This is a genomic window from Halomonas sp. SIMBA_159 (assembly GCF_046536035.1).
GTDB classification, from domain to species: Bacteria; Pseudomonadota; Gammaproteobacteria; order Pseudomonadales; family Halomonadaceae; genus Vreelandella; species Vreelandella venusta_A.
In genome coordinates this window covers 1-263 of record NZ_JAWJBT010000821.1, presented here as the reverse complement: position 1 = coordinate 263, position 263 = coordinate 1, and the positions used below count along the sequence as shown (strand labels likewise).

1 protein-coding gene is annotated in these 263 nt (G+C 34.6%); it reads right to left on the bottom strand.

The features are described 5' to 3' along the window. Positions 1-82: 82 nt before the first annotated feature. A partial coding sequence (locus R0J87_RS21510; RefSeq protein WP_498888838.1) for a hypothetical protein occupies positions 83-263 on the bottom strand: 181 nt, incomplete at its 5' end.

Here is a 263-nt window from a genome sequence, read left to right as displayed (position 1 = left end):
ATGACCGGGAGCTTTTTCCGCTAGGCTTCTTTTGAGGAGGACACGGACACGCCTAGCTTGAACTATTTATTGATAATATATATCAAAATTCTTCTCTAAGAGAATGAATTCTTTCATGTAACTCTTGTTCATCTTTTTCTATGACTTGTCCTAAATATTTTGATAGAAGAACAAGTTCATCATTCTCAAGAATCATAACGTTTCGTGTAATCATAGAATTTGATGCTACCGATAAATTTTCCTCGACTTCTTGAACCCTTTTG